This window comes from Cupriavidus sp. FW305-46, from assembly GCF_058787075.1.
Genome location: NZ_JBYSZI010000117.1, coordinates 1 through 7620 on the forward strand (window position 1 = coordinate 1; position 7620 = coordinate 7620).

At 68.8% G+C, this 7620-nt stretch carries 6 protein-coding genes; 3 read left to right on the forward strand and 3 right to left on the reverse strand.

What is annotated here, in order from left to right; translation table 11 throughout:
• The 3 genes from AC3WON_RS30655 to AC3WON_RS30665 all read right to left on the reverse strand — a co-directional run.
• Positions 1–1691: cobaltochelatase CobT-related protein (locus tag AC3WON_RS30655; RefSeq protein ID WP_492353440.1), on the reverse strand; the 1691-nt coding region annotated here is incomplete at its 3' end.
• Positions 1688–2704: an AAA family ATPase gene (locus AC3WON_RS30660; protein WP_492317413.1), complete on the reverse strand. Its 1017-nt coding sequence runs from the start codon at positions 2702–2704 to the stop codon at positions 1688–1690. The genes AC3WON_RS30660 and AC3WON_RS30655, both read right to left, overlap by 4 nt.
• A 48-nt stretch (positions 2705–2752) precedes the next feature.
• Positions 2753–3583 carry an IclR family transcriptional regulator gene (locus AC3WON_RS30665; RefSeq protein WP_492317412.1) on the reverse strand — a complete coding sequence of 277 codons (831 nt, stop codon included), beginning with the start codon at positions 3581–3583 and terminating at the stop codon, positions 2753–2755.
• Positions 3584–3918: 335 nt separating this feature from the next.
• Here AC3WON_RS30665 and AC3WON_RS30670 point away from each other — a divergent pair, with 335 nt between their 5' ends.
• From AC3WON_RS30670 to AC3WON_RS30680, 3 genes are all read left to right on the forward strand, one after another.
• Positions 3919–5355 carry an amino acid permease gene (locus AC3WON_RS30670; RefSeq protein ID WP_492317411.1) on the forward strand — a complete coding sequence of 479 codons (1437 nt, stop codon included), beginning with the start codon at positions 3919–3921 and terminating at the stop codon, positions 5353–5355.
• A gap of 76 nt (positions 5356–5431) precedes the next feature.
• On the forward strand, positions 5432–6994 hold the full coding sequence (gene pdxR / locus AC3WON_RS30675) for a MocR-like pyridoxine biosynthesis transcription factor PdxR (protein WP_011617530.1): 1563 nt from the start codon (positions 5432–5434) through the stop codon (positions 6992–6994).
• A 140-nt stretch (positions 6995–7134) separates the two neighbouring features.
• A complete protein-coding gene (locus AC3WON_RS30680; protein ID WP_492317410.1) occupies positions 7135–7539 on the forward strand; it encodes a nuclear transport factor 2 family protein in 405 nt (134 codons plus the stop codon).
• Positions 7540–7620 lie beyond the last annotated feature (81 nt).

Here is a 7620-nt window from a genome sequence, read left to right on the forward strand (position 1 = left end):
ACCTCATCCAGCATCGCCATATCCACCGGCTGCGACAGGTCCAGCGCCAGCGTGTGCCGGTAGTAGGGGCTCAAATCCAGCCCCACCCCCAGCCCCAGCACTTCCACATCCCGCAGCGCCTCGTGCCGCGCCACCACGGCCTTCAGGTGGTTGTCCAGGTAGCAAGCGTCGTTGGCCTGCCCGGTCGCGGTATCCATGGGGCTGCCGTCGGACACCACCACCAGGATGCGGCGCACCTTGCCGGTGGCGTGCAGCCGCGCGCATGCCCACTCCACCGCCTCGCCGTCCACGCCTTCGCGGAACAGGTCGGCCTTGAGCAGCGCGGCGATGTCGGTGCGCGCGCGCCGCCAGCTGCGCTGCGCGTCCTTGAACACCATATGGCAGGTCTCGTTGAGCCGGCCAGGGTGCTGCGGGCGGGCGCGCGCGAGCCAGTCGGCGCGGGCGCGGCCGCCGTTCCAGGCGTTGGTGGTGAAGCCGAGCACCTCGGTGGCCACGCCGGCCTGGTCGAGCGCGCGGGTGAGCATGTCGATCAGCAGCGTAAGCGGCTCGGCCTGCGCCTTCATGGAGCCCGAACAATCGATCAGGAAGGCGACCACGCAGTCGGCATGGGCCTTGTGCGCTTCCAGGCGGAAGAGCCGGCGCTCGGCGGGGGAGCTGACCAGTTGCGCCAGGCGGCGGCCGTCGATGCGGCCGCTTTCCTCGCCGAAGGACCAGCCGTCCACGCGCGGCTGCGACAGCGCGGCGCGCAGCCGGCGCGCCAGCCGGGCGACGTTCACGCCCGCGCGCGCGATGCGTGCGTCGAGCCGCGTGCGGTACTCGTCCAGCAAGGCGCGGCGCACCAGCGTGGCGGCGCGCACTTCGCGGTCGTAGCGGGCGGTGAAGACGCGGTAACCGTCGGTGGCGTCAGCCAGCACGCGGCTGTGGCCGCTGTCGGCCAGTGCAAAGTCTTCCGCAGGCGGTTCGTCGAAATCCAGCCACAGCGCAAACCCGGCGCGCGCGGCCGAGGCTGAGTTGTCGTCGTCTTCGCCGGCAAGCGGGGCTTCGGTACGGATCATCTGCGCCACCGCGCGCGCCAGCGCCAGTGCGTGCGCGGCGTAGGCGGCCTGGTCGTGGCGTTGCGCGCGCAGGCCGGCCAGCGAGGTGCCGAGCACCGGCACGATGGCGGCGCGCGTGGCCTCGATCAGGTCTTCGGTCTCTTCCAGCACCGGCTCCCCCGTCAGGCGCGACCACGACACCTGCGCCACGGTATAGAGCAGGATGCCGAGATGCCCCTCGGTCAGCCCGGAGCGATGGAAGGCCCGCGACCACGCCATGAAGCGGTGGCGCAGGTTAGCCGCCACGCCGGCCATGCCGCGCGGCAGGCGGGTCTCGCAACGCAGCTGCTCCAGCAGTTCGAAGACCAGGCGCTCGACCGGATCGGCCGGGCACAGTTGCCGATGCAGCGCGGCGTCGGAATGCGCCTGGCGCAGCGCGGCACCATCGGCCGCGCCGCGCAGGCAGGTGGCGGTGTCGGTTTCCAGGTCCGTGCGCAAGTGCGGCGCATGCTGCGGCACCGGGCGCATCGCGCGCCAGAGCTGGCCGTCGCGGAAATGCAGCGCCGCATCGCCGGTGATCGCGCGCACCGCGGCACCGGACAGCGCATCCTGCCACTGGCGCCGGCGCAACTGCTGCGCGACCGTGGCCGCACTCATCGCGCGGGCTCCGACTCGGCGCTCACGCCGGCGGCCTCACCCGGCAGGTGGCCGAAGCAACGCTGGTAGTACTCGGCCACCACCGGCCGCTCGGCCTCGTCGCACTTGTTCAGGAAGGTCAGGCGGAAGGCGAGCGCGGGGTCGCGGAAGATCTGGCAGTTCTCGGCCCAGCTGATCACCGTGCGCGGCGACATCAGCGCCGACACATCGCCGGCGGCAAACCCGCGGCGCGTGAGGCCGGCCAGCGCCACCATCGCATCGACCAGCGCGCGCCCGGCGTCGTGGTCCAGCTCCGGCACGCGCGCCAGCACGATGCCGGCCTCCTCTTCATGCGGCAGGTAGTCCAGCGTGGCGACCACGTTCCAGCGGTCGATCTGCGCGTGGTTGAGCAGCTGGGTGCCGTGGTAGAGGCCGTTGACGTTGCCCAGGCCGACGGTATTGGAGGTCGCAAACAAGCGGAAAGACGGATGCGGGCGGATCACGCGGTTCTGGTCCAGCAGCGTGAACTTGCCGTCGCGCTCCAGGATGCGCTGGATCACGAACATCACATCGGGCCGGCCTGCGTCGTATTCATCGAAGATCAGCGCCACCGGGCGCTGCAGCGCCCACGGCACGATGCCTTCCTGGAATTCGGTGACCTGGCGCCCGTCGCGGATAACGATGGCGTCCTTGCCGACCAGGTCCAGCCGGCTGATATGCCCGTCCAGGTTGACGCGCACGCAAGGCCAGTTCAGCCGCGCGGCGACTTGCTCGATATGGGTCGACTTGCCGCTGCCGTGCAGGCCCTGCACCATCACTCGCCGGTCGCGCATGAAGCCGGACAGGATTGCCAGCGTCACCTCGGGCTGGAAGCGGTAGGCCGGATCGATCTCCGGCACGTGGTCGTCGCGCTGGCTGAAGGCCGGCACCATCAGGCCGGAATCGATGCCGAACGCGCTGCGCACCGGAATCATCCGGTCCGGCTTGCCAAACTGGTCTTGCGTCACCTCATGCTCCTTGTTGCTTGCTGCCATGCCATCGGCACTGCGGCAAGCGGAGCAATCCGCGTGACGCCGTGCGCGCTATTCGTCCTCTTCCGCGCCGCCCTGCCAGTTGCCGGCGCTGTCGGCCTCGATCGCCGCCAGCGCGCCCGCCGCACGCTGCAGCGCGGGCAGCAACTGCAGCACCTTGTCGCGCGTCACGCGCATCACCGGGGCCTGCAGCGCCAGCCCCAGGTTGGACTTGCCGCCGTCCACGGCCGGCACCAGCACGCCGATGCAGACCAGCCCCGGCAGGAACTCTTCATCGTCCATCGCGTAGCCGTCGCGCTTCACGCGCTCCAGTTCGGCTTCCAGCTGCGCGTGGTCGGTCAGCGTGTTCTGCGTGTAGCGTTCCAGCTCCACGTTGGCCAGCAGCCGCTGGCGCTGCGCCGGCGCCAGCTGCGCCAGGAACAGCTTGCCCGTGGCCGAGCAGTGCGCCGGCACGCGCGAGCCCGGATGCAGGTAGAAGCGCAGCGGCGCCGCCGTTTCCACGCGGTCCAGGTACAGCACCTCGCCGCCGGAGAACGCGGTCAGGTTGCAGCTCTCGCCCACCTCTTCCACCAGCCGGCGCAACACCATGTGGCGCGCGCCGTGCGAGGTGCTGTTGAGCAACAGGTTCTCCGCCAGCCGGCGCAGCCGCAGGCCGGTGCCGTATTGCCGCCCGTCGCCGTTGCGCTGGATCAGGCCCGCGGCCTCGAGCTGCTGCAGCATGCGGTGCAGCGTGGGCTTGGGCAGTCCGGTTTCTTCCACCAGCGCCTGCAGGTTGAAGGACTGGTCCTTCTCCGCGATGACTTCGAGCAGGCCGAACAAACGCAGTGCCGGCGTGTCTCCATCCGGCTTGGCGTCACTTTTGGCGAGGCGCATATCGTTCATGCCTGGCTCCATCATAGGTAAGTTTCATTTTCAGAGTCAAATCATATCAATTATCGAAACTTCTGGTTGACCTTCCCCCGCGAACGGCCTACATTCCAGTGAAAGAACAATTTTTCGGAACTTATGGTTCCAATTTTTTAAGCGATCACCGGAGACAAGTCGACATGTACGGATAGGCCTTCCCTCCCCGGGATTGCAAATACTGACCGACCACGGCCCCAGGCTGGCAATTACTGCCCTGCCGCCTATACCGAAGAGAAGCCGTGGCGCCTGCCTTAAACGCTGTACTTGCTGCGACGCAGTACCGACAGCAAGCGCAGCACAGGAGACACAACATGATCCAACAACCAGAGTCCGGCAACGGGCTATCCCACGGCCTGAAGCAACGCCACATGACCATGATCGCGCTGGGTGGCGTGATCGGCGCGGGCCTCTTTGTCGGCAGCGGCGTCGTCATCAAGTCCGCCGGCCCCGCCGCGGTCCTTTCCTTCCTGATCACCGGCCTGCTGGTGGTGCTGGTGATGCGCATGCTGGGCGAGATGGCCTGCGCCATGCCTGGCAGCGGCGGTTTCTATGAGTATGCACGCGAAGCCTGGCGCGACCGCCCGGCGGTGGGCAACCTGGCCGGCTTCCTGACCGGCTGGATGTACTGGTATTTCTGGGTCATCGTGGTGGCGCTGGAAGCCGTGGCCGGTGCCGACCTGGTGCGCTACTGGCTGCCCGACGTGCCCAACTGGATCATCAGCCTGGTGCTGCTGGTGATGCTGACGCTGACCAACCTGGTGTCGGTCAAGTCCTTCGGCGAGTTCGAGTTCTGGTTCGCATCGATCAAGGTCGCCGCGATCATGGTGTTCCTGTTCGTCGCCGGCGTCTATGTGCTGGGCCTGGCCCCGGGCTCCCATGGCATGCAGGTGGCCAACCTGACCGCCAACGGCGGCTTCATGCCGCACGGCATTGTCCCGGTGCTGACCGGCGCGGTAGCCGCCACCGGCTTCTACTTTGGCGCCGAGATCGTCACCATCGCCGCTGCCGAGACCGCCGAGCCGCAGAAGGCCGTGGCCAAGGCCACCAGCTCGGTGATCACGCGCGTGCTGGTGTTCTATGTGGGCTCGATCCTGCTGGTGGTCTGCCTGGTGCCGTGGGACTCCTCCAGCATCGCCACGCCGTACGTCAGCGCGCTGAACGTGATGGGCGTGCCGGCGGCCGCGCAGATCATGAACGCGATCGTGCTGACCGCGGTGCTGTCGGCGCTCAACTCGGGCCTCTATGCCTCGTCGCGCATGCTGTTCGCGCTGACCCGCCGTGGCGACGCCCCCAAGTCGCTGGCCCGCGTGAGCCGCAACGGCGTGCCGGTGCGCGCCATCCTGGTGGCGACCCTGTTCGGCTACGGTGCGGTGGTGATGTCCTATGTCTCGCCTGATACGGTGTTTGCCTTCCTGGTGAACTCGTACGGCACGGTGGCGATCTTCGTCTACATCCTGATCGCGATCTCGCAGCTGCGCCTGCGTTCCCGCCTGGAGCGCGAAGCGCCGGGCCAGCTGCGCGTGCGCATGTGGTGCTACCCGTACCTCACCTACCTGGCGATCGTCGGCATGATCGGTATCGTGGTGGCGATGGCCTTCATCCCCGACCAGCGCACGCCGCTTGCGCTGGGTGTGGTGAGCCTGGGCATCCTGCTGGTGGCCTACGCCGCGCGGCAACTGTTTCGCGGTAGCGTGGATCCGGTAGTGCCGCTGGCGGAGATGCCGCGCCCGGACCTGCATGAGTATTGATGACTGACCATGACTGACGTGGCGCGCCGGTGCGGTATGCTGGCGCGCTTCGCCGTCTAGGCAACGCCCCCGCCCCATGAGCCTGAAGTCTCCCACCACCCTCTGGTCCCAGCTGTTCCAGCAGCATGCCCACTCGGGCCTGAGCCTGCAGGGCAAGATCCGCCAGATGCTGGTCTCGGCCATCCTTGACGAGCAGCTGCCGCAGGGCGAGCCGCTGCCCAGCAGCCGCGAGCTGTCGGCGCAGCTGCGCGTGGCGCGCAACACGGTGGTGCTGGCCTACCAGCAGCTGGTCGATGAAGGCTACCTGGTGGCGCGCGAGCGCAGCGGCTACTTCGTCAACCCGGAGATCCTGGGCACGCGCGTGAGCGGCGTGGCCTCGCTGCGCGGCGAGGCGGTGCCCGCCCGCTCGGGCGAGCCCGACTGGGAGCGGCGCTTTGTGTTCCGCCCCACGCAGCAGCGCAATATCGTCAAGCGCGCCAACTGGCGCGACTACCCCTACCCCTTCATCTACGGCCAGTACGACCCGGTGCTGTTCCCCACCGCGGACTGGCGCGAATGCTGCCTGAAGGCGCTCAGCGTGCTCGACATCCACGACTGGGCCCAGGACATGATCCTGCGCGACGACGAATCGCTGGTGCAGCAGATCCGCACCCGCGTGCTGCCGCGCCGCGGCGTGTGGGCCGGCGCCGACGAGATCGTGGTGACCGTGGGCGCGCAGCAGGCGCTGTACCTGCTGGCCGACCTGCTGGTCAGCCCCGACACGCCGGTGGGCATCGAGGACCCCGGCTATCCGGACGCACGCAATATCTTTGGCTCGCACACCTCCCACCTGGTGCCGCTGCCGGTCGACGGCGACGGCCTGACCCTGTCTGACGCGCAACGCGCCTGCGACTATGTCTACGTGACCCCGGGCCACCAGTGCCCGACCACCGTGACCATGCCGCTGGCGCGCCGCCAGGCCCTGCTGCGCCAGGCCGAGGAAGCTGACTTCGTGCTGATCGAGGACGACTACGAAAGCGAAAGCCGCTTCGAAGGCGACCCCACCCCCACGCTCAAGAGCCTGGACCGCAGCAACCGCGTGATCTATGTCGGCAGCCTGTCCAAGAGCCTGGCGCCGGGGCTGCGCATCGGCTATATCGTCGGGCCGGCGGCGCTGATCGCCGAACTGCGCGGCGCGCGGCGGCTGATGCTGCGGCATCCGTCGGCGTATATCCAGCGCGCGTTCTCGCTGTTCCTGTCGCTGGGCCACTATGACGCGCACCTGCGCCGGCTGGCGGCCGCGCACCGCGAGCGCGCCGAAGCCGTGCTGGCGGCGCTGGCCACGCATATGCCTGACTTCCGCGCGGTGCCGATCGCCGGCGGCGCCTCATGCTGGATCGAGGGGCCGTCCTGGCTCGATGCCGATGCGCTGGCGCGGCTGGCCGAGCTGCAGGGTGTGCTGATCGAGCCCGGCAGCGTCTTCTTCATGGCCGAGCCCGCGCCGCGCAACGGCTTCAGGCTGGGCTACTCGTCGATCTCGCTGGACCGCATCGAGCCCGGCATCCGCGTGCTGGCGGGCGTGGCGCGTGAACTGCAGGCCACCGCCAGCGGCGCCACAACCATCGCCGCCGTCACTTCCCGGGTCCGTCCCGCGGCCTGAGCCTGCCCGCGGCGGTGTCTGCCGCCGCTGGCCCAAGCGATTGTCCCGAACTGGCGCTACAGCGCCGCGCACGGCTTCCCTATCCTCGAGTCATGGCCGGTTCCCCACGGACCGGCAGACAACACTCAGGAGACCAACCCATGTCCAAGGACAACACCGCCGCCGGCATCGAACTGCTGCAGGCCTTCAACGACGCCTGGAACCGCCACGACATCGAGGCCCTGATGAGCTTCATGGCCGATGACTGCGCCTTCCACGGCGTGGCCGGGCCCGATCTGCTGGGCCGCAGCTATATCGGCCGCGACGCGGTGCGCGAAGGCTTCCAGCTGGCCTGGCAGACCTTCCCCGACGCACAGTGGGTCGATGGCGACCACTTCGTCGTGGGCGACCGCGGCGTGAGCGAATCCACCTTCCGCGGCACCCGTGCCGACGGCGCCCGCATCGAGGCGCGCATGGTGGACGTCTTCACCTTCCGCGACGGCAAGATCGCGGTCAAGAACGCGTACCGCAAGGATCGCCCGCCCGTCGTAGCGCCCGCAGCCTGACCGAGGAGACGCGCCATGCAAGCCGTAGCCCCCCGCAGCCTCCTTGCCGGCGAGCAGTCCACCGCTCCCGCCCGCCCGTAC

What these genes read in the sequence shown, in the direction of transcription:
- AC3WON_RS30660 (WP_492317413.1), bottom strand. Translation starts at nt 2,704, where the DNA reads ATGGCAGCAAGCAACAAGGAGCATGAGGTGACGCAAGACCAGTTTGGC.
- AC3WON_RS30665 (WP_492317412.1), bottom strand. Translation starts at nt 3,583, where the DNA reads ATGAACGATATGCGCCTCGCCAAAAGTGACGCCAAGCCGGATGGAGAC.
- AC3WON_RS30670 (WP_492317411.1), top strand. Translation starts at nt 3,919, where the DNA reads ATGATCCAACAACCAGAGTCCGGCAACGGGCTATCCCACGGCCTGAAG.
- pdxR (WP_011617530.1), top strand. Translation starts at nt 5,432, where the DNA reads ATGAGCCTGAAGTCTCCCACCACCCTCTGGTCCCAGCTGTTCCAGCAG.
- AC3WON_RS30680 (WP_492317410.1), top strand. Translation starts at nt 7,135, where the DNA reads ATGTCCAAGGACAACACCGCCGCCGGCATCGAACTGCTGCAGGCCTTC.